Source organism: Egbenema bharatensis FJBBOT/2019 (assembly GCF_048077055.1).
GTDB classification, from domain to species: domain Bacteria; phylum Cyanobacteriota; class Cyanobacteriia; order Elainellales; family Elainellaceae; genus Egbenema; species Egbenema bharatensis.
This window is the reverse complement of record NZ_CP182236.1, coordinates 6,570,897-6,591,912: the sequence shown is the minus strand read 5'-3', so window position 1 is coordinate 6,591,912 and position 21,016 is coordinate 6,570,897. Positions and strand designations below refer to the sequence as shown.

General features: G+C 50.8%; 18 protein-coding genes and 2 pseudogenes. 13 read left to right on the top strand and 7 right to left on the bottom strand.

The window, feature by feature from the left end; all coding sequences use genetic code 11:
• Window positions 1-126: 126 nt before the first annotated feature.
• The 5 genes and pseudogenes from cdaA to hslO all read left to right on the top strand — a co-directional run bounded on the left by cdaA (window position 127) and on the right by hslO (window position 4,172).
• Entirely contained in the window at window positions 127-1,044 is a 918-nt protein-coding gene (cdaA, locus tag ACM1PF_RS30625) for a diadenylate cyclase CdaA (RefSeq protein WP_416670210.1), read from the top strand.
• A pseudogene (locus ACM1PF_RS30620) lies at window positions 1,041-1,792 on the top strand (isoprenyl transferase). The gene cdaA and the pseudogene ACM1PF_RS30620 overlap by 4 nt, the downstream one beginning before the upstream one ends.
• Window positions 1,793-1,920: 128 nt before the next feature.
• Complete coding sequence (locus tag ACM1PF_RS30615; protein WP_416670208.1) at window positions 1,921-2,181, top strand: ParB N-terminal domain-containing protein; 261 nt, start codon at window positions 1,921-1,923, stop codon at window positions 2,179-2,181.
• A gap of 332 nt (window positions 2,182-2,513) precedes the next feature.
• Complete coding sequence (locus ACM1PF_RS30610) at window positions 2,514-2,993, top strand: tellurite resistance TerB family protein (protein WP_416670206.1); 480 nt, start codon at window positions 2,514-2,516, stop codon at window positions 2,991-2,993.
• A 282-nt stretch (window positions 2,994-3,275) separates the two neighbouring features.
• Window positions 3,276-4,172 (top strand): Hsp33 family molecular chaperone HslO, encoded by an 897-nt coding sequence (hslO, locus tag ACM1PF_RS30605; protein ID WP_416670205.1) that lies wholly within the window; start codon window positions 3,276-3,278, stop codon window positions 4,170-4,172.
• A 445-nt stretch (window positions 4,173-4,617) separates the two neighbouring features.
• Here the strand turns inward: hslO and ACM1PF_RS30600 are convergent, their stop codons facing one another.
• Window positions 4,618-5,007: a hypothetical protein gene (locus tag ACM1PF_RS30600; protein WP_416670204.1), complete on the bottom strand. Its 390-nt coding sequence runs from the start codon at window positions 5,005-5,007 to the stop codon at window positions 4,618-4,620.
• A 120-nt stretch (window positions 5,008-5,127) separates the two neighbouring features.
• On the opposite strand from ACM1PF_RS30600, the pseudogene queA reads away from it, so the two are divergent.
• Window positions 5,128-6,302, top strand: a pseudogene (queA, locus tag ACM1PF_RS30595) (tRNA preQ1(34) S-adenosylmethionine ribosyltransferase-isomerase QueA).
• 152 nt (window positions 6,303-6,454) lie between these two features.
• Here queA and ACM1PF_RS30590 read toward each other — a convergent pair.
• The gene (locus ACM1PF_RS30590; RefSeq protein WP_416670202.1) at window positions 6,455-7,783 is read right to left on the bottom strand and encodes a hypothetical protein; all 1,329 of its coding nucleotides are present in this window, start codon (window positions 7,781-7,783) and stop codon (window positions 6,455-6,457) included.
• A gap of 161 nt (window positions 7,784-7,944) precedes the next feature.
• On the opposite strand from ACM1PF_RS30590, the gene purB reads away from it, so the two are divergent.
• The gene (purB, locus tag ACM1PF_RS30585) at window positions 7,945-9,240 is read left to right on the top strand and encodes an adenylosuccinate lyase (RefSeq protein ID WP_416670200.1); all 1,296 of its coding nucleotides are present in this window, start codon (window positions 7,945-7,947) and stop codon (window positions 9,238-9,240) included.
• Window positions 9,241-9,398: 158 nt separating this feature from the next.
• Here the strand turns inward: purB and ACM1PF_RS30580 are convergent, their stop codons facing one another.
• From ACM1PF_RS30580 to ACM1PF_RS30565, 4 genes are all read right to left on the bottom strand, one after another.
• Window positions 9,399-10,073, bottom strand: a complete 675-nt coding sequence (locus ACM1PF_RS30580; protein ID WP_416670198.1) for a GerMN domain-containing protein — start codon at window positions 10,071-10,073, stop codon at window positions 9,399-9,401.
• 116 nt (window positions 10,074-10,189) lie between these two features.
• Window positions 10,190-11,086 (bottom strand): LmeA family phospholipid-binding protein, encoded by an 897-nt coding sequence (locus tag ACM1PF_RS30575; RefSeq protein WP_416670196.1) that lies wholly within the window; start codon window positions 11,084-11,086, stop codon window positions 10,190-10,192.
• Entirely contained in the window at window positions 11,043-11,810 is a 768-nt protein-coding gene (cpdA, locus tag ACM1PF_RS30570) for a 3',5'-cyclic-AMP phosphodiesterase (protein WP_416670195.1), read from the bottom strand. Before cpdA ends, ACM1PF_RS30575 begins: the two co-directional genes overlap by 44 nt.
• Window positions 11,811-12,107: 297 nt before the next feature.
• Window positions 12,108-13,193 (bottom strand): class I fructose-bisphosphate aldolase, encoded by a 1,086-nt coding sequence (locus ACM1PF_RS30565; RefSeq protein ID WP_416670193.1) that lies wholly within the window; start codon window positions 13,191-13,193, stop codon window positions 12,108-12,110.
• Window positions 13,194-13,638: 445 nt separating this feature from the next.
• On the opposite strand from ACM1PF_RS30565, the gene ACM1PF_RS30560 reads away from it, so the two are divergent.
• The 3 genes from ACM1PF_RS30560 to ACM1PF_RS30550 all read left to right on the top strand — a co-directional run bounded on the left by ACM1PF_RS30560 (window position 13,639) and on the right by ACM1PF_RS30550 (window position 16,798).
• Entirely contained in the window at window positions 13,639-15,282 is a 1,644-nt protein-coding gene (locus tag ACM1PF_RS30560) for an ABC1 kinase family protein (protein ID WP_416670191.1), read from the top strand.
• Between the two features lie 41 nt (window positions 15,283-15,323).
• Window positions 15,324-15,956: a type I restriction endonuclease gene (locus ACM1PF_RS30555; RefSeq protein ID WP_416670189.1), complete on the top strand. Its 633-nt coding sequence runs from the start codon at window positions 15,324-15,326 to the stop codon at window positions 15,954-15,956.
• Window positions 15,957-16,027: 71 nt separating this feature from the next.
• A complete protein-coding gene (locus tag ACM1PF_RS30550) occupies window positions 16,028-16,798 on the top strand; it encodes a M15 family metallopeptidase (protein WP_416670187.1) in 771 nt (256 codons plus the stop codon).
• Here the strand turns inward: ACM1PF_RS30550 and ACM1PF_RS30545 are convergent.
• On the bottom strand, window positions 16,795-17,262 hold the full coding sequence (locus ACM1PF_RS30545) for a hypothetical protein (RefSeq protein WP_416670185.1): 468 nt from the start codon (window positions 17,260-17,262) through the stop codon (window positions 16,795-16,797). The two genes, ACM1PF_RS30550 and ACM1PF_RS30545, sit on opposite strands and share 4 nt — an antisense overlap.
• 619 nt (window positions 17,263-17,881) lie before the next feature.
• Here ACM1PF_RS30545 and ACM1PF_RS30540 point away from each other — a divergent pair.
• The 3 genes from ACM1PF_RS30540 to ACM1PF_RS30530 all read left to right on the top strand — a co-directional run bounded on the left by ACM1PF_RS30540 (window position 17,882) and on the right by ACM1PF_RS30530 (window position 20,948).
• The gene (locus ACM1PF_RS30540) at window positions 17,882-19,312 is read left to right on the top strand and encodes a hypothetical protein (RefSeq protein ID WP_416670183.1); all 1,431 of its coding nucleotides are present in this window, start codon (window positions 17,882-17,884) and stop codon (window positions 19,310-19,312) included.
• A gap of 157 nt (window positions 19,313-19,469) precedes the next feature.
• Window positions 19,470-19,871 carry a PPC domain-containing DNA-binding protein gene (locus tag ACM1PF_RS30535; protein WP_416670182.1) on the top strand — a complete coding sequence of 134 codons (402 nt, stop codon included), beginning with the start codon at window positions 19,470-19,472 and terminating at the stop codon, window positions 19,869-19,871.
• Between the two features lie 423 nt (window positions 19,872-20,294).
• Entirely contained in the window at window positions 20,295-20,948 is a 654-nt protein-coding gene (locus ACM1PF_RS30530) for a hypothetical protein (protein WP_416670180.1), read from the top strand.
• Window positions 20,949-21,016: the final 68 nt, after the last annotated feature.

The following is a 21,016-nucleotide window of genomic DNA, read 5'->3' as shown; positions in this document are numbered from 1 at the left end:
TAGGTTAGATGTCCTAATTCATCGAAATAGCCTAAGTTAAAACTCAAATTTAGTACCCAAAACTTTACGCATCCTTTACCGTTTAACCTTCATTCTTCTGATATCAATGAACCCAGAGTCGAGCAGATGGGATCTCTGTTGGAGCAATTGCTGAGAAATCTTGGTTGGACTTCGTCCCTGCCATTGCTCCGCCTATTCGACGTTGGATTGGTTTTGATCCTGACCTATATGCTGCTGGTGATCATTGGTGAACGCCGGACATTATGGATGGTCAGAGGGTTAATCATTCTGATGTTGGCTTCAGCGTTGAGCGGAGTTTTGGGGCTAACGTTGCTAACGTTTGTATTGGAAAAACTGGTCATTGGCTCGGCGGTAGCCATGGCATTCATTTTGCAAGCCGAATTTCGTCGCCTGCTGGAACAACTGGGGCGTGGAGAAATGCTGCAACTGTTTTACCCCTACAAGCGCACCACCCCAAAACCCGATAGTGTAATTGATGAAATTGTGGATGCGGTGAAAGAGTTGTCCCAAAATCGGACGGGGGCTCTCCTGATCCTGGAAACCGATCGCCCGGTGGATGAGCGCGATTTTTCGGTTCCGGGTGTGCGCATCAATGCTGAAGTTTCCAAAGAATTGCTACAAACTATCTTTCAAACCTCGACTTTGCTTCACGATGGAGCCGTTTTTATCCGTGGCTCTCGCGTTGTGTCTGCTGGGGTGATTTTGCCAATTTCCGATCGCACTGCCTCCCGCCAGTTGGGGACTCGTCATCGAGCAGCAATGGGAATTACTGAACGAGTCGAAAACTGTGTCTGTGTTGTGGTATCAGAAGAAACGGGTTCAATTTCACTGGCTGAGCGAGGTAATCTCAATCGACCATTGACTAGCAGTAAACTGAGGGAACTATTAAGCGAGCGGTTTTCGCCCTCGGTTGATCCGGAAGCCGTTGCTCCCCTGCGAAATCTGGGTCGGCAGATTGGGACTCGCCTTCGTGGCTTGCCATCACGCTTTCTTAAATCACCAACTTCGCGGGAGAAAAAATGACTGCAAACCAAACCATCCTCCGAGAGTTACCTGCTGACCTGAAGCGCGATCGACTACCCAGGCATGTGGCTGTCATTATGGATGGCAATGGTCGCTGGGCGAAGAAGCAGGGCTTGCCCCGCATTATGGGGCATCGTCGAGGGGTCGATACATTGAAGGATATTCTACGTTGCTGTAAGGATTGGGGAATTGGCGCGTTAACCGCCTATGCCTTTTCAACGGAGAACTGGGGACGACCGCTAGAGGAAGTGGATTTTTTGATGACGCTGTTTGAGCGGGTGCTGCGGCAGGAGCTGAAGGAGATGATGGAGGAGAATGTGCAAATCCAGTTTGTGGGTAATCTGGATGCGCTGCCTCGATCGCTGCAAAAGGAAATTCACGCTTCGATGGAAGAAACCCGCAACAATAAGGGCATTCAGTTTCGGGTTGCGACGAACTATGGTGGACGACAGGAAATTGTTCAGGCTTGCAGGGCGATTGCAACCAAGGTGCAGCAGGGATTATTGCAGCCGGATGAGATTGACGACACCATCTTTGCCCATCACCTGTATACCGCAGGCACCTGCGACCCGGATTTACTGATCCGCACCAGCGGCGAAATGCGGATCAGTAATTTTCTGCTGTGGCAGGTGGCCTATGCCGAAATTTATGTGACGGAAACCCTCTGGCCGATTTCGATCGTACCGAGTTTCATCAGGCCCTGATGGCCTATCAACAGCGCGATCGACGGTTTGGCAAGGTGAAGTAGGGGCGCACTGCTGTGCGCCCTTACAGCGGATTCCCAGGGGTAAATCGAGATTCGCTGTCCAAGATCTTGCAAGTCAAAGTCGTGATGAGTATGATATAGGGAATTGGAACTGCAAAGGATAGACCTGCATGAGAGTACAAGAAATCCCTATCCGCGAGATTCGTCGTCCCCTGTATCGCCAAAACGATCAGAACAAGGTCAAAGCATTAATGGAATCCATCCAGGAGATTGGGCTACAAGAGCCGATCGATGTTCTGGAAGTGGATGGGCAGTACTATGGGTTTTCTGGCTGTCACCGCTATGAAGCCTGCACGCGGTTGGGGCATGAAACTATTCGCTGTAATGTGCGTCGTGCGCCCAGGGCAGTGTTAAAGATGCATCTGGCTTAGGCTGGTGGATGGCTTAGGTTATTCAGATCGCTGCGCCAGCTCATTGAGGCGATCGAAAGGGCGGGCAAGAGTTCGGCGAGGACTTCGGCGTGAGCTCAGTCGAACGCTCACTCGAGCCGTCGAAATGCTGCTTACCCCACAAGAATTTAAACAAACAGAAAGTGGAAGCAAAGAACTGTAACAGTTTTCCTAGGAGAAGCTTAAGCTCAACCCGCGTTCAAGAGTCCCGTGATAACGTGAAAACTAACTGTGGGACATTGAATCTGTGATTCTCGCATACCGTGGGCTTACAGATTGCAAAAGTTGTAGAAAGCTTCCAGGAGGCTCTCGTTATGGTTCAAACTCCTCCCCCTCCCTCAATTTCCCCTCGCCAAATGAACATTCTCCGCATTGTCACTACAATGGCATGGGCAGATGGTGAATTGGCCCAGGAAGAGGTGGATGTGATGCTCGATCGGTTTAGCGGGTTATTTGCGGCTGATGCACCTCAGAAGCAGCGTTTGCGTCAGGAACTTCAGGATTACATGATGCAAAATATTCCTCTGGAGGAGCTAACGCCAAAGTTGCAGGGCGAAGAAGAGAAGAAGCTCGTGTTGCACCTGGGGTATGAGGTGATTTGCTCTAGTTCCCGTACGCCTGAGGAAGCAAAAATTAATACTGAGGAAGCAGCAGCCTATCAAAAACTGGTGGATTTGCTCGATCTGCCCCCTGATACCGTAGAGCAAGTGATCTCAGCAGCGAATGCTGAAGTTAGTGAAGATGAAAGCCTGATTGATAGCCTGACCCGGAAGTTGGAACAGTTTATGAATTAGGCCGGACTGAATCCTTCCACATACTTCCGCACACTTCCGTAGCGCAGGCAGCGTTTTGACGGCTCGAGTGAGCCTCACCGAACTCTGAGCTCAAGCCGAAGTCTTGCCTGCCAGCCATTTCATCCGGTTTCATCCAAATCTTGATCGCCGATCGCCATCCAACTCGCCTCCATTCTCCTTTCCTCGTCAACACCGCGTCATCTAATTGACCTACCCTGTCCATCGAATACCTCGATCGAACATCCTAGAATGGAAGGATGGGATGTTACGAAGTGTGTAGTCATGGCTGATCAATTGATTCGAGCAACGGCGGCGGAGGGCGGAATTCGGACGGTGGGTGTAATTACCACCCGGTTAACGGACGAAGCTCGGCAACGACACAACCTATCTTATGTTGCTACTGCTGCTTTGGGACGAACGATGTCTGCGGGGTTGTTGCTGGCATCGAGTATGAAGCGGGCAGAGTCCAGGGTCAACATTCGGATTAACGGTGATGGACCTCTGGGTGGGATTCTGGTGGATGCAGGGTTGGATGGTACGGTGCGGGGCTATGTAGCGAATCCTGCGATCGAACTGCCGCCCAATGATAAGGGCAAGTTGGATGTCGGTGGCGCAGTTGGCAGTAATGGCTATTTATACGTCGTTCGGGATGTTGGCTATGGCTATCCCTACTCCAGCACAGTGGAACTGGTATCAGGGGAAATTGGGGATGATGTAACCCACTATTTGGCTAGCTCGGAACAAACGCCATCGGCTCTAGTGCTGGGTGTGTTTGTCAGCGCGGAAGGAGTCACGGCGGCGGGTGGTTTAATGATTCAGGTCTTACCCAAGGCAGCGCGGGATGAGGCTTTGGTGGAAAAGTTAGAGTCTCGGATGGCTAAATTAACTGGATTTACCCCTCTGTTACGTGCCGGTAAGTCGTTGCCTCAAATCTTTGAAGACTTGATGGGGGATATGGGACTGGAAATTCTCCCCGAAACGCAATTGGTTCGCTTCCATTGCGGTTGCTCCTTCGATCGAGTTTTAGGGGCACTAAAAATCCTGGGACAGGCGGAACTGCAAGACATGATTGAAGAAGGCGAAGATGCAGAAGTGATCTGTCATTTCTGTGGTGAGGTTTATAACGCTAAACCCGCACAATTGGAGCGGTTATTGGTGGAATTGCAGGCAGAACCCTAAGCTGTGCTTGAAAACCCTTTGATTCTCCACAACTCTCTCTTCTAAGGCTACTGCGCCTGCACAAGTTCAATTGTGGGTGTCTGGACAGAACAACTGAGCCAATGCAGACTGCCATCACTGACGGTTTACCCACCCCCTTACCCCTCCAAGCAGGGAAACGTTGGCAAACCTTTCCTGACCAAGCAATCCCTGCCAAAATCTCCTCCTGGGAGAAGGGCAGGGTTGTTTTTAGAGTCAGGAGAGATGGGGGCAAAGGCAGAGCAACGAAAAGGCGCATTGATATGACCTTTGGCTCATTTCCCTGGCTGCCGATTCTTTAATTCTCGAATCTTCCCAAATGTTTCCCAAAACAGAGAAGGGCACACATATGACTGTGCGCCCCAGGTTCACCACCCAAATCTATACAGTTGACAGGAACAATCATCTGCACGATGCAAGTACAGAGCTATGCAAGCGTTTCAGGACAATAACCCAGTCCCTGCACAAACTGTCTGCGAAATTCTTCAATTTCTCGGTGATCCGGACTTCCATGAGAAACGATAGCGACCTGATAGCGGCGCATCACCTCCACTGGAGACTGCCCAGTCTCCAATCCCCACAGTGCCATCCGAACACGAATCTCAGGTTCATAGGGAATCCCTAATTCATTCAGGAAAGCACGGAAATCACCATCTTCTCTTGGATCGAGTGGACGATGTAGTTTAATCTTAATAACCCAACCATCAATCTGGTGGATCACCGTCATAAACCGGACTGGAAGCCAGGGCATCGTATGGAGGAATTCAACTACCCTCAGCGTCAGGCTAGCGTTCGCAAGGTAATAGAGGTATTCCATAACAAGCACTCCTGGCAAATGCTACATTTCTATATTCGCTAGAATCCAGCAAACCTACTAGGGGAGAAGCCCCCGACATGGTATGGGGAGATCTACCCAAACTTTAAAAAACCCTAAAGAATGAAGGAAGAATTACCAGACAAATATTCGGAACAAACCACCCAACTGGCATATGAGGATGAAAGGATGAATCCTGACTTCGAGAATCCTGATTTACAGCTTGCGGCTTACGATTATGACTTGCCCCCGGAACGCATTGCTCAAAATCCAGTGGTTCCCAGAGATAGTTCCCGACTGTTAGTGGTCGGCTCTCAACAGGAGCAGCATTGTCTGTTTCGGGATCTGCCGGATCTGCTGAAGCCAGGAGACTTGCTGATTTTGAATAATACTCGCGTGATTCCGGCGCGTTTGTATGGACAAAAAATGGGAGAGGGACAAACGGCAGGGGGCGCAAAGGTGGAAGTGTTGCTCCTGGAGGAGAAGCAGCCGCAGGACTGGCTGGCACTGGTCAAACCCGGAAAGCGATTGAGGATTGGCGCGACGATCGCATTTGGTGAGATCCTGCTCAACCGTTCATCCGACGAAACCTGGCAACTGACGGCGGAAGTCAGGGCGATCGATCCGGACACTGGAGGGCGCATCCTGCGGTTTAACCTGCCCCAGGGACACTCCCTGATTCCAGCATTGGCTCAACTGGGGGTGGTGCCTCTCCCTCCGTACATCACTGCTTCCCAGGCGGATCCGGAACAATACCAGACTGTTTACGCTAAGTCTCCTGGATCGGCTGCTGCTCCCACCGCCGGATTGCATTTTACGCCGGAACTCCTGGATCGTTTAACCGATCGCGGCATTCAGCAGGCATTCATCACGCTCCATGTTGGGGTAGGAACCTTTCGCCCGGTGGAAGCAGAGGACATCACCCAGCATCAAATGCATGGAGAGTGGGGAGAAGTACCCTCTGCGGTGGTGGAAGCCATTCAGCAAACCAAGGCTAAAGGGGGACGAGTGATTGCGGTCGGCACTACCGCAGTTCGGCCCTGGAAGGAGCCGCCCAGGGAGGAACCCTGCAACCCTACTGCGGCAAAACTGAATTGTTTATCTATCCTGGCTACCAGTGGCGCGTAGTTGACGGCATGATCACCAACTTTCATCTACCCAAGTCCAGCCTGATGATGTTAGTCAGTGCTTTGATCGGACGGGAACGGCTACTGGCTCTGTATCAAGAGGCGATCGATCGGCAGTATCGGTTTTATTCGTTTGGGGATGCGATGTTGGTTTTGCCGAGGGGGGAGTGAGGAGTGAGGAGTGAGGAGTGAGGAGTGAGGAGTCAGAAGTCAGAAGTGAAGAAGTGACAAAAAAGTAGGGTGGGCAGTGCCCACCGCTAGAGATAGAAGACCGACACAGATTTGTATCAGCCCTAATTCAAATCATCACCGATCGCATCCGTTCATTCGATCGCAGTGGGTACTTCTGTTACGGACTCTTCAAGCACTGGAGCAGTAGTTGGTTCAGGTTTAATGGTGGAGGATTCCATTTGCTCGACTCCCTCCAGTTCTACGGTTTTGGGAATGGGGGGAGTGGTGAGTTCGATCGGTAATTCCTCAGACAGTTCTGTAGTGGGTTCTGCAACGGGTTCTGGGGCGATCGAGGGGGATGGCTCGATCGCTGGTGTGGGAGTTTCCAGATCGTCCAGGACTTCCTGAAGGGATTCTGGCTCTGAGGTCAGGGCAGGTTCCCCAACTGGAGGCGCAGGTTCTACGTCGGGAGTGACCAATTCTGGCTCAGTCACTTCTGGCTCGGTGACTTCTGGCTCGGTGACTTCTGGCTCCACTACCACTGGTTCGGGTGCAGGAGGCTGATAAACATAATTGGGATCGACAATGCTGAAGACTTCCGCTGCCGACAGTTCACCTCTGGTCAACTTGGAGAGGGTGTCGGTTCCGCCCGGTTCATAGGTGATGGTGCGAATGGTGTCGTTGAAATCGTTGGCGATCAAGTTCCCCTGTTCATCTAGTAGTTCTAACTGAATCCAGTTGCGCCCAACCTTGAAGCCCTTCAGGTAAATTGGCTCCCAGCGATCGAAGGTAAAGCTTTCACCGTTGATCGTGCAGCGAATTTGCCAATCGCTAATATCGTCTTCAGGATTTTCACTTGCCACCAGATGTAGGGGAGCATTCGTTAGATAGAAATCCAGCATGATTGGCTCGGCTCCGTAGCTGCCCTTGGGACGGCTGTAAGTGAGCAGGGGCTGATCCGGGGCAGGAATGTCTTCGGGCGTTTTGGCAAAGACGTGGAAGGTGGTTTGGGCATAGGCTCCTTCATTTTTGAAGCTCTCATGCCAGGGACGAGAGGCAAACACCCGCAGGGTATGGGTTCCGGGGGTTAAATCCTCCAGGGCGATCGGCTCTCTGGCATCATAAATTGCCTGGTAGGGTTCATTGTCCAGAATGAAGTGTAAGTGAGGCCCTAAGCCAAACTCCTCGTTTTGGAACAGGGGCAGATCATTCACCTGAAGTCGTACCGAAGCGGTCGTGTCTTGCAGCACTTCATCGGCGCGCGGACTGAGGATTTTCACCTGAGGTTGATATGGCTCAAAGCCTTTCCGCAATTCCTGAAGCGTGGCTGGGGGCGCAACCTCTGAAAGCCGACTGGTAGGCTGGAATGGCCCAGATGGAGCAGCACCAGGCGATCGACTACAGCCGATCGCCCCACCCCCCAGGATGACGACTAAGAAAATTGCTAGCAGTGTTCGCCCGACGCGCTGTTGCCAATTCATCCCTAACACTTCCCCTACTCCTGACGATCGCCAATCCCATCGTACAAAGAATCTGTTCAGTAGGAACTATATCGGATTCCGGTCGGGTTTAGGGCATCTGGGCAAAATCAGGAGGTAAAATATTCCCGTTAACATTGCATGAATAGTTTGGGAAGCGAACCTTGATAGAACGATATACTTTGCCTGAAATGGGCGATCTGTGGACGGAAACCTATAAGTATCAAACGTGGTTACAGGTTGAGATTGCCGTTTGTGAAGCCCAGGCAGAACTGGGTTATATTCCCGCAGAAGCCGTTGAAACGATTAAGGCAAAGGCTAGCTTTGACCCGAAGCGCATCCTGGAGATCGAGGCTGAGGTCAAACATGATGTGATCGCTTTCCTGACTAATGTAAACGAGTACGTGGGGGAAGCGGGTCGCTATATTCACCTCGGCATGACCAGTTCGGATATGTTAGACACAGCCCTGGCGGTGCAGTTGGTGTCCAGCATGGATGTGATTCTCAGCCAGGTGGAACACTTGATTCAGGCGATTCGCTATCAGGCACAACAGCATCGCTACACGGTAATGATTGGTCGTTCCCACGGGATTCATGCAGAACCGATTACCTTTGGCTTTAAGTTGGCGGGTTGGCTGGCGGAGATGTTGCGGCACCGCGATCGCCTCTGTGCAGTTCAGAAACACATTGCGGTGGGCAAAATTTCTGGGGCGGTAGGCACCTACGCTAATATTGATCCCCGGATTGAAGACCTGGCCTGCCGTAAGCTGGGACTAGAACCGGATACGGCTTCCACTCAGGTGGTTTCCCGCGATCGCCATGCGGAATATGTTCAGGCACTGGCTGTGCTGACTGCCTCGATCGAACGGTTTGCCGTGGAAATTCGTAACCTGCAACGGACGGATGTGCTGGAGGTGGAAGAGTTTTTCTCCAAGGGTCAAAAAGGCTCCTCGGCTATGCCCCACAAGCGCAACCCGATTCGATCGGAACGGCTAACGGGATTGGCTCGCATCATTCGGAGTCATGCGATCGCTGCGCTGGAGAACGTGGCCCTCTGGCATGAGCGGGATATTTCCCATAGTTCCGTGGAACGAGTCATGTTCCCCGACTGCTGCATCCTGACCCACTTCATGCTGGTAGAAACGACGGATTTGATCAAACATCTGCTGGTCTACCCCGAAAATATGCAGCGCAATATGAATGTCTACGGGGGGGTGGTGTTCAGCCAGCGGGTGTTACTCAAACTGGTGGAAAAAGGCATGAGCCGGGAAGATGCCTATGCGATCGTCCAGTCCTGCGCCCACACGGCCTGGAATCAGCCAGAGGGGAACTTCCAGGCTCTGATCAGCGACCATGAGCAGGTAAAAAGTACTCTGTCCGATGAGGAAGTCGGGGAATGTTTTGATCCCCAGCATCACCTCAAGAATCTGGATGTGATCTTTCAACGGCTCAATATTTAGCGGCTCAATATTTAAAGCAGAATTTAAAGCAGACCTTTTTCCAAGGATTGCGATTAAATAACCTGTTCATCGTTCTACTTCTTTGACTGGGTGGGCATCTTGCCTGCCCAGTCAACCATTGAAGGCAATTCACGGCAAGGGTAGTTGACAAATCGCCCCTACATCGGGAACTCTTGCTCAAAGCTGGTGCGTGTCATGGGTTGATCCACCAGAATCCCTTCTCCGCCCAATACCTCTAGCGGTTGCCCTGCCACCGAAATCCAGACTGGAGCCTCTGGATCGAGAGTCGTTGCTGTATAGACTACCTGGGCCAACCGACCCACCATTGATGCACTGCCGCCACCCGTGACAAATTCCTGCGATAGATCAACATAAACGCCATTTGTTTCAATGTTCAGGGATTCCAGGGTTGTGCCTGAGGGAATTGTTGAAGTCAGGTCTGGATCGGCAGATCCCTCCAGCATTCGTTCAAAGGCAGCGGTCAGAATCTCTTCCGGCTGTTCTCCCTGGACTGTCACCGGACTGGCGATCGGCTCAATTTCGGTGCCCAGCGTACTCAACCAGTAGACCTGTACCGTTTGTTCGGCTGCCACGGGTGGCTCAACTGGATCTGGTTCTGCGGGTTGGGGAGAGATCTGAGGTGGGGTCGTGTCCTGTTCTACGGGCGCAGATGGAGTCTGGGAAGTGACCGATTGCCATGTCCACCAGGCTGCCCCGCCTCCAGTCAGCAGCACCAGAGCAGAAATCCCCACAACAACGCCCAGCGGAATCAGCCGCGAGGAGTCAGGACGCTGGGTGGGTTGGTTTGGCTCGATCGGATGCTGTTCAGACATGGGGTTCTCCGAAGTTTGTTAAAGGGGGTTTGAACAATGGGAATTTTTAAGCAGGGAATCAAGTTAGGAGTTTAGATAATACAAAATTCAGGTGTTTGAGATGGGAAGCTCCCATTTTAGTTGAGTCGGGCCAGACTGGGTGGGAAATGGAAACCAACTGCTGGAAGGCTGGCATTGGGGGCAACTTGAATAAAGCTGGCCAGGGTCAGTTCATCGGCATCGGCATCTATCTCTAATTTTAAAACCCGGGCTGTGATACCAGAGGCCTCCAGGTTGGCCAGATCTAAGCGTTGGTTGAGGCCCAGTACGAGAAAATCGATCAGTTGGGAAGGGAGAGGGGAACCATTGACGCTGGCGGAAGGACTGACCAGACGGAATTGTCGTCCATTCACGATTTCCAGACCTGACTCGACCGTGATTTGATTGCGATCGCCCGTTTGCTGCCCCTGAAGGGTGACTTGTAACTGCACCCGATCGCCTGCCAGAAAAGTTACTTGTGGTTCCAGCAGTTCGTAGGGTTCTGGATTTACGCCACCAAACGCCCCCAGGTTAATCGCTCCCAGTTGACCCAAAATCGTTTCAGACTGGAGGGCCTGATTGATGTCTGCTTCGGTTAAAACCAGACGAATGGCAGCTTGCAGGGGTTCCTCCAGTTGGGGAGTGCCTGCGCGTAGACTGCCGGGATTCAGCACGATCGCATCGGTTTCTACCTCCAATACCGCCAGCCGGATTGCCTCCGTCAGGTATAGCCCCCGACCCGCAATCCGCACCCGATCGGCCCGTCCCTGAACAAATCGATAGCTCGGCGCGTTGTCAATTCGTACAGCCAGGTCTTCCACGTCGGTAAACTGTTCCCGAATGGCATTTTCCGCCACCCGATCGACCACAAACCCAATGGGCGAAACAAGTCCCAACAGCACCGACAGAAAAATGGTTAAAAACTCCATAGGGGTATCCGCAGTATCCGTATCACTCCAGTTCCACTCGTTGAACCACCGTGCTATGGCTGCCATTGGGAAACAAGGTCAACAGGCGAAATCCCGGCTTTTGAGAGCCGATCGCAAACTGAGCTTGTCGTGGCTCAAACTGGACACAGGTTGACGGGGTTCCTAAATAGGTTACGCCATTGCGGGTCTGAATGAACTCCTGGTGAATATGTCCAAATAAAACGAGCTTGACCTGTGGGTTGCGATCGAGGATGGCAAAAAGATCCGTCGCATTTCGGAGTCCGATCTGATCCATCCATTCGGAGTCAATCAGTAACGGCGGATGGTGCAGAGCAATCAGGGTAGGGTGATCGCTAGCTTGAAGCTGTTGTTCCAGCCAATCCAGGGTTTCAGCCGAAAGTCCCCCTTCTACACGACCTGCGATCGATGAAGTCAGCAAGAGTAAATTCCAACCGCCGCACTGGATCGCTTTTTGAGTCGAGATCGGCGCAGTTGCCAGCACTTGATCCATCAACTCCGGGCGATCGTGGTTGCCTGGAATCCAGTAGGCCGGAATGCCCAATGCGGAAATATGGCTTTGCAACTGTTCATAGGATTCGGTTGTTTCATCCTGGGAGAGATCCCCTGTCAGCAGCAGCACATCTGGTTGGGGCTGAACCTGTTGCAGTTGAGCCAGTACTGCCTGGAGCGATCGGGCGGTGACGCATCCCATCATTTCCCGTTCTGGATCGGCAAACAGATGGGTATCCGTAATTTGGGCTACCCGAAGGGAGACAGGAGAATTAGTCATGGTGAGCCAATGAGTATGAATGATTTTTGCGCTACAGATGCCAGATTAACCGTTTGGTTGGACAATGTCCCCCGTAAGTTGGGTTCTGGAGGCTGAGTTTGCAAAAGATTCAAATTTCTCCCTTCTTCCTCCTACAAACAACCAAACAACGATTGCAGCGATCGTGGATTAAATCACCTGTTAATCATTCTGCCTTGTTGACTGGGCGGGCAAGATGCCCACCCCACAAGAACTCTAGATGACTGGGCGGGCAAGATGCCCACTCCACAAGAATTTCAGATGATTAAATTTGTATTCCTAGGCGATCGTCACTTCAGGCGACAGGTAGACATCCTGAATCGTATGGAATAGCTTTACGCCATCCTCAAAGGGTCGCTGGAAAGCCTTCCGTCCTGAAATCAGTCCAGTGCCCCCGGCTCGCTTATTGACCACCGCCGTTCGGACTGCTTCCGCAAAGTCATTTTTCCCGGATGCTCCCCCGGAGTTGATTAATCCAGCCCGTCCGGCGTAGCAGTTGAGTACCTGATAGCGGGTCAGGTCAATGGGATGATCGGTGGTCAGGTCGGAATAGATCCGTGAGTCCGTCTTGCCGTAGCTCTTGCCTGTCGCCTGGGCAATGGCTCCATACCCGTTGTTTAATTCCGGCAGCTTTTGTTTGATAATATCTGCTTCGATCGTCACCCCCAGATGATTCGCCTGCGCTGTTAAATCTGCCGCCAGATGATAGTCTTTATCCTGCTTAAAGGCATTATTCCGGAGATAACACCACAGAATCGTCACCATGCCCAACTCGTGGGCCCGGTGAAAGGCTTGACTGATTTCCTGGATCTGCCGGGTGGATTCGGGGGAGCCAAAGTAAATCGTTGCGCCGATCGCCGCTGCTCCCAGGTTCCAGGCCTGCTCCACCGAAGCGAATAGGATCTGATCGTACTGATTGGGATGGGTCAGTAGCTCATTGTGATTGATTTTGGCAATGAAGGGAATTTTGTGGGCATACTTGCGCGAAACGCTGCCCAGAACGCCTAAGGTGGTAGCGACCGCATTACAGCCCCCTTCGATCGCCAGTTTGATAATGTTCTCACTGTCAAAATACATCGGGTTAGGGGCAAAGGATGCTCCCGCCGAATGTTCAATTCCCTGATCCACTGGCAGGATGGAGAGGTAGCCCGTATTCGCCAACCGTCCGGTGGAATACAGCAGTTGTAAGTTCCGCAACACCTGGGGATTGCGATCGGTCTGGGCAAACACCCGATCGACAAAATCGGCTCCCGGCAAATGCAGCATCTCCTTTGACAGTTTGGCTTTGTGATTCAACAAATCCTCGGCTTCATCTCCCAGCCAGGCGGCGATCGACTGTTGCGGCGTGCTAAGTGTCGCTGTCATAGTTTTGCCCTCAATATCAATACAGTTCAGCAATGAAGCTGGTTCTAATTTCGCTAGTCTCAGTCGATCGAAAATGAATTTGCATTTACGGTAACACCAGTGTTCGATCCCCCTAAATCCCCCTTCAAAAGGGGGACTTCAAAGCTTTTGCGGCTCGGTTCCCTCTTTCTCAAGGGGGGCTAGGGGGGATCTAAACCAGGTTTGCGATCGACTGAGTCTCCTAATTTTCAGGATCGCTAACTCTATTCTAGAAAACACCCATCATTGGATCAGGTTTCGTAGCGCACACCTTCAGGACTCCGAATTTCATCCAAGCTCCCAGGGATGTCTTTCAAGTCCGAACCCCTCCCCATCTCGACCTTTCCAACCATTTCAAAAAAATTACAACAGAATAGAGATGTGAACGAGAATAAACCCTTGCACTGTGTCCCCCAGGAGCGATCGTATGACTGCAATTGTCAACACCCGCCAGCGTGAAATTGTTGAGGTTCTGATTCGATATGGCTGGGATTATATGCGTCAGTTGTTGACGTTGGGGCAGGGGGATGAACCAGAGGTTCCGGCTCCAGAGATTCTGTGTATGATTTTGACGGACTTGGAACCAGTATTTGTCAAATTGGGTCAGTTGATGAGTACTCGTCCCGATCTGTTGCCGCCTGCTTATATTGAAGCCCTGAGTGAACTCCAGTCAAATGTGCCGCCAGTCAGTTGGGAGGAAATAGAAGCGGTTTTACAAAAGCAATTACCGCAGCCGCTAGAGCAGGTGTTTGAACGCATTGAACAGGTGCCCGTTGCTGCCGGATCGATCGCACAAACCCATCGAGCGGTGCTGAAAACGGGAGAACAAGTTGCGATTAAAGTTCAGCGACCTACTGTTGAAGACATTGTGCGGCGCGATATTGGCATCTTTAAACAAATTGCGGGATTGCTATCGGGAACCGACTTTGGTAAGCGGTACAGCGTTGTTGCCCTGGCGGATGAATTTGGTCGATCGTTGCAACATGAGTTGGATTTTACTCAGGAAGCGTCCTATACCGATCAGCTTCGCAAAAACTTGTCGGAGAGCAGTTGGTTTGATGCCGATCGCATTATCGTGCCCAAGGTCTATCATCAGTTTTCTTCAAAAAAAATGCTGGTACTGGAATGGTTAGACGGTGTACCCATTTTGCGGGCCCAACTGAAAGGAATTGGGTTTGAGGGTGATATAGAAGCCGAGCGCAAAGCCATTAGTACACTATGCTTTCGAGCATTCTTTCAGCAATACCTGGTAGATGGGTTTTTCCATGCCGATCCCCATCCAGGAAATTTGTTTTATTTGCGAGATGGACGGGTTGGTTTATTGGATTGCGGCATGATGGGGGTTTTGAATCCTCGGATGCAGTCGATTATCGTTGAGCTGGTTCTGGCAATTATCGATCTGGATGCCGATCGCTGTACGCAACTCACGCTACAACTGGCAGATCCGATGGATATTAATCAGCCCCCTAACCTGGCCCAAATGAAGTCGGATTATGAAAAATTGCTGCGGCGTTACTATAACCTGAGTCTATCTAACGTCAATCTAGGGGAAGTATTTAGCCAAATCCTGAATGCCGCCCGTCAAAATAATTTGCGCGTTCCTAGCAATGTCGGTTTGTTGACCAAATCTATCGCTAATCTGGAGGGAGCTGGACGGGAATTCAACCCAGACGTGAATGCCCTGGATGAGATTAAGCCCCTGATGCGGGATCTGTTTCGGCTACAGATTGCTGGCGAAGATCCGATTCGATCGCTGCTGCGGGTGGCCCTGGAATTTAAACAACTCTCCCTGGCTTCTCCACGGCAGTTTGGCTTTTTGCTCAATCGGCTCAGTTCGGAAACCCTGCGCTGGAATGTGGCCATTGAAGACCTCAATACCGTTCGTCGGACGATCGACAATGCAGAAAATCGGCGTTCCGTTAGCACGGTGGTTGCGGCTCTAATCATCGGTGCTGCGATCGTCTCCACTGCCCAGGTGACCCCCCAATCCCAACTGATTGCCAATATTCTGTTTGGAGCGGCCAGTTTCTTGGGGTTATGGTTGATTTATCGAATTCTGCGATCGCGTTAATCAAACAGTAGAGCGAACCAAGGGGCAAGGAGACAGGGTAGATGGTGCAAGCAATTCCAGCAGCAGAGGTGACACTGCGCGATCTGAAGCAGGTCTTCGGGTTACAACAGTCTCAAGCTCCCACCTTTTTCCCAGAGTGGTCTGAACTCGATCCAACCTTGAGCGAGGCAGAACAACAGTTGCTCGATCGCGTCAAAGCTAATTTTATCGAGTTGATGGAAGACCCACCGATGCTGGAGAACAGCGTCAAAATGGTGGTGCTTGCGCCCCTGCTCGATCTCGCTGGCTTTTATCACAAACCCTTCCGGATTGAGACAGAAACAAGTATAGATGTAGAACTAGAGGATGAAGGGATAGTGATTCGGGGACGCATTGATGTACTGGTGCTAAAAAATCGGTTGTGGCTGTTGGTGATTGAGTCAAAACGGAGTGATTTTGCGGTGTCGCGGGCAATCCCCCAGGCTCTAGCTTATATGATCAGCAATCCAGCGGAGCTACAGCCAGCCTTTGGCATGATTACAAATGGCAATGAGTTTTTGTTTTTGAAGGCAATGCGCCAGCCCACCGCTGAATACGCCAACTCCAAACTCTTTTCCCTGATGAATCCAAATAACGATCTGTATGATGTATTGCAGGTCTTGAAGCGGTTAGGCGCAGCGGCAATTAGCCCATAATCTCACGGGTTTTTACATTTAAAATTCAATGGCGATCGATATTCTCGTTCATTAACTCTTCGAGTCTCCGCATGAAACCCTACCAACAAATTCCGATCTTTGATTGTGGTGAACCGCTCGTGCCGATTCCCCTGAAGCAATTCGCCGTTGAAACGCCTCACCCCTACGTTGCCGTTGGTGCATCCTATGGCAACAAATCTCCCTACTATTTGCGGGAGGGGGTGTTAGCTCGTTTAATTCAAGCCCAACGATCGCTCCAGTCCCAGTATCCAGGCTGGCAGATTCAGATTTTTGATGCCTACCGTCCGATCACCGTTCAGCAATATATGGTGGACTACACTTTTACGCAAACGGTGAGCCAAAAGGGTTGCAAGGTGGAAGATCTAAGCGCGATCGATCGCCAGACTATCCTGGAACAGGTCTATCAATTTTGGGCCGTTCCCAGTCCCAATCTGGCAACTCCCCCACCCCACAGTACCGGAGCAGCGATCGATATTACCCTGGTCGATGCGACAGGAAACCCGGTGAATATGGGTTCGCCAATTGATGAACTCTCAGTGCGCTCCTATCCTGATTATTTTGCCCAGCCGTCTGCACCCGAATTGGCCGAAACCCTGCCTGGGGATCAGGACTTATCAGAGGGCGATCGGCAGATGATTCATCAAAATCGGCAGCAGCTCAAACAGGTGATGCTCGCCGCAGGATTCTGCCAGCACCCTAAAGAATGGTGGCATTTTTCCTTTGGCGATCAATTTTGGGCCTGGCAACTGAACCAGGACAATCCCGGCAAGCGGCAGGTAGCCCGGTATGGACGAGTCACAGAATGGGATGAGGACGATTAATCTGCACAGTATTGATTGATTTCACTCACCAGGGTTGCCTCCTGGCTGGTGGCTGCCTGAAACGCGGTATAGGCCTGCCGTCCAGCTTCCCGATCTCTGGCTTCCGAAGCATCTAACATGGCACTGGTTGAATCATAGATCTCCGCGTACATGGTGGCGTAACGATTTTGGAAATCCTGGAGTTGCGTATCGTTCAATGACAGTTCTTCCATATTGACCCTGGCACTGTTGGCGGCATCTGCCACGCGGTTAATCACCTCCGTACTGGCACCTGTGTTCCCACTGGGAGATGTACTCGCATTCTCGGCAACCGTCTGCACATCGGTCACGACCTGATTGGCTACATTAATGAGCTTGCGACACTGAGATATTCTGCTCTCCGAACAACTCGATAGCAGCAAACCGATCGCCGCAATTGAAGCATAAGCGGTATATTTCCGGGCGGGCTGACCAATGAATGGCATTTCGTTCTCTCCTCGACGGTTGAACAGACTAAAAACAGGAACCCAATCTCTAGTTATAAAGCTCCAAAGCCTCTCCGTACAGATCAGTTAAAAATTTTGACACTTTTTCTCAGACTTGCAAAGCAGAGAAAAATCGTAGGGCAATTGTCTCGACTGCCAGCCCATGCAGGTAAGATGCCTGCGCTACAGTGGTTCAACCTGCTGCATCTTGCCTAAATGGGACGCTCCCGAAACGATCTGCCTTTTGTGCCATGTCATTCGACATAAACCATTTGATAATAACCTTGAGGATTGATGTCATATTTCCGGATTACAAAGAATCAGTAGATCACAAACCTTGTTTAGATCCCACCTAGCCCCCCTTGAAAAGGGGGAACCGTTCGCGGAGCGTGTGCGTAGCACAAACCGAAGAGGGTTTGAAGTCCCCTTTTTTAAGGGGGATTTGGGGGGATCAACCCTAGGGTTCACTGTGAAACGAACCCATTTCAGATCGACTGAGAATTGGTAGAGCGCATCAATTCTGGAACTCTCAGTAGAAATCGAACTGTTGTTCAGCGGCATGACGCGGATCTGTTGGCAGTTGCATACCCAAGCTTGTCCCAAAACTAAATAACTGACTATGGTTAAGTTCCGCCCCTACTTTGAAAGCCGCTATCCGAAACGAGAACGCTGGATTGCTATCCTTGCGCTGGTCAATTTGCTGTTAGTCCTATTTGATCTGAGCTATTTCAATCTGCGCAACGTTTACTTGCAGATGATTCCTGGTCTAACCCGCCTGTATGATCCCGTCAAAGGAGTGACACCCCATCCAGAGACCGCCCGCTACTTAGAACAAGTGAGTGAACTCGAAGCCCAGGTTGCTGCTAACGGTTTACAGTCTCCCGAAGCCGATCGATCGCTGTCTGAACTCCGCGCCTCCAGCCAGGAATTAGTCACCTCTAATTCTTTTGTCGTAGCCAATCAGAGCAATACCTTTGAAGCCATTCAGCAGGAACTTCGATCGCGGACGGGTCAAGCCTCTTCCCTGGCGGCATGGAATCAATTTTGGAGTCAGGATTATCTGGAGGCGGCAGGTTGGGAATCGGAAATTGGGTTCTGGAATGAGCAAGTCAGTCCGTTAATTGCAACCCACTACTATCGCAGGGTCAACCGCTTTGGTTCACCCATCAGCTACTTCTGGTTGATTGATCTGCCCTTCATGCTGATCTTTGCGATCGATATTGGTTCACGTCTCTGGTCGGTGCATCGCCGTTTCCCCCAGTTAAGCTGGTTTGATATTGGATTGCGCCGCTGGTTTGATCTATTTTTACTGTTGCCCTTTTTGCGGTGGCTGCGGGTCGTTCCGGTCACCCTGCGCCTCTATCATTCTGACATTCTCAATTTAGAGTCTGCCCGTGCTGAACTTCAGCGAGATGCCGTGATCAGCATTGCGATCGAATTGACGGAAATGATTGGAATTCAGTTGATTGAACAAATGCAAGCCAGCATTCAACGTAAGGAGTTCATTAGCGAACTATTCAATCCTGAAATTCCTCAACCCTATGGGCAAATTATTCATCAACGCGAAGTCAACTTAATTACCTCTCGTTTATTTGATGTCAGTGTCCATCGAGTTCTTCCCCGCATTCGTCCTGATGTGGAAGATCTAGTACACCATAGTGTTGATAGTGCTGCTAGCCAGCTTCCGGGTTATCGGCAAATTCAGCGGATTCCAGGCGTACGTCGCCTTCCTCTCTTGATCAGCCAAAGGATTGCCAATACCTTATTGCACCTGGCTTACAATACGTTACCAAATGCCGTAGACGATCCAGTGGGAGCTGAAATGACTTCTCGTTTGCAGAGAAACCTGCGGCGTGCGTTTGTAGAAGAATTACAGAAACAGCACTACGGACAGGAAATTCAAATCACTCTGTTCAATGTGTTAGAACGTATTAAACGCAACTATGTGACAACGATCGCTGAAATTGAAGGTCAACAACTGATCGATCGCGCTGAACAACTCCATCAAAAGGCGGAGCAGTATCGGCATACTGAGCGGGTCGTCGATTAAAGAGGGTTTACTAAGGATGAGCAAAGTCCCCAGAAGTCAAAGATAGGAATCGATCGCCGTTTCCTCCAGGCTTCTCCAGGTTTTCTCCAGAGTTTTGGCGATAGGGAACCAATTATCGGTAAGGTCATAGTATCCCGACCCCAATGGATGAGATAAAATGCACTCGATCGCCCTTCGCCTGAATCCTCAGCAAGATTTGAAAGCTGAATTAGACTACATCGTACGTCAACGGACCATTGAAGCAGCCTGCATCCTAACCTGCGTAGGGAGCTTGTCCAAGGCAACCTTACGATTGGCGAATCAATCCCAGCCCAGTATTTACAAAGGCAGGTTTGAAATTGTGTCACTGACGGGGGTGATGTCTCGCCACGGTTCCCATTACCACATTGCCATGGCGGATAAAACGGGGCAGACGATCGGTGGACATTTGTTGGAAGGATGTTTGATTTATACAACAGCGGAAATTGTGATTGGAGTGCTACCGAACTTCAGCTTTAAACGGGAGTTCGATGAGGCAACGGGATATAACGAGCTGGTGGTTTATGGGAGTGGGGAGTGAGGAGTGAGGAGTGGGGAGTGAGGAGTGGGGAGTGGGGAGTGGGGGCAAGCCCGCAACGGTAGCCAGATTAGGGGATGCGACAAAATAACATACAACATACCCAGGGTGCACTGCTATGTGCCCTTACAGCCGATTTTTTCAAAAATTGGAATGCCATTTGATTGCAGATCCCTTAGCGGTATCAAGGGGTAGTTGACACCAAAATGCAATGATACCGAAATGCAACGAATTTTGGCAGCGATGGCGATCGTCTCTTCCCAGTGTGTTGCAAATGATGTCGTGGGTCTATCCAGGGACTGAATTATGCTGCTAGTTCGCTAGGGCTGGGAACTAGCGGTTGCTTTTGTATGGCATATTGGATGCCATAACAGATTGACGGGGTGCAAGTAAATTTCTACCTGAATGGCAAACTAAAATTTTGTAATGCAATTAAAATTATCTGATCTAATTAGCCCCACCACTCCGGCTGGAACCGCTTTGCTGTTGAAGTGGAATGATTACCATGTGTTTTCCATTCCCAAGCGCGAGTTCGATCGCTCTCCTACCTGCGTCCGATTTTTTGGAGTGGGGGGAAAGCGAGCCAGCGCAAGTGAAAGCTTTGTGAGCTGTGCGTTGAGAGAAAGCATCGAAGAGATTGGTGATGTCATTTCCAGCCTTCACAGTGCCGATCGAACGTACTTATATAGAGCAAATGGCATGATTCAGGAAATCTGGCTGACGGATCATGGCATTCGTCCCCGGTTGATTATGGAAAAGCGTAACCATACGGGATGCGGCAGCATGACCGATCCCAGCGTGGCCTATTATCTGGTGGTGTTCGATGCCACCCTGGCAGCCAAACCTCAACCGAGCCAGGAAATTGCTGCGGTCGTTTACTTAACGGATCATCACCTCTCACTGATGGGGGCAGGACAGCCTATGTCGGTAACTGCATTAACTGAAATGGGAGCCAGGATCGAGTGTCAATCCGGCATAGCGTTGGATGATGCGATCGATCTGGTTCCGTTCGGCACCGCTAAGTTTTTGATCCAGCAGTCTCTCTGTCCCACCAGCCGTTCTGATGAGTGCGATACATAATCGATCAGTTGAATTGCGTACACTGAAGCTGGGCTGCTGCTAATTGATGGATGAAATTGGGTTAAAAT